This window comes from Pseudomonas sp. NY15356 (assembly GCF_048068175.1).
GTDB classification, from domain to species: Bacteria; Pseudomonadota; Gammaproteobacteria; order Pseudomonadales; family Pseudomonadaceae; genus Aquipseudomonas; species Aquipseudomonas putida_K.
Genome location: NZ_JBLUPW010000094.1, coordinates 1 through 353, shown reverse-complemented (window position 1 = coordinate 353; position 353 = coordinate 1). Strand labels below are relative to the sequence as shown.

Genomic DNA, 353 nt, shown 5'->3' with positions numbered 1-353 from the left:
TGCCCAGCAGGTTGTCGTAGCTATAGCGCAGTTGGTCGTTCGGTAGGTCGTCGGGTTTTCCTGCCGCCCAGTGCAGTACCCGCACTTGCGCACGACCGGCCTGCCCGACCGTCATCACCTGCAGGTCTTGGGTGAGTGTGTTGCCGTTGGTGTGGGTACGCAGCTCCAGCCCTGGCAGGTAAGTCACCCGCTGGGCCTGGGTGCTGCGGGCTGTTCGCTGGGTGCTGGCTTTCAGCACGCGCTGGCTACGGCTGTCATAACGGTAGTTTTCACCGTCGTCCGTAGCACCTTCGCGCTTCACCGACACGACCTGCTCGAGCTCGGCACGCATGGTCCAGGCCAGGGGTTGCCCC

Annotated in this window: 1 pseudogene; it reads right to left on the bottom strand. The window is 64.3% G+C overall.

The annotated features are described in order from the left end of the window. A pseudogene (locus tag ACNFCI_RS24080) lies at nucleotides 1-353 on the bottom strand (RHS repeat protein); the annotation flags it as partial.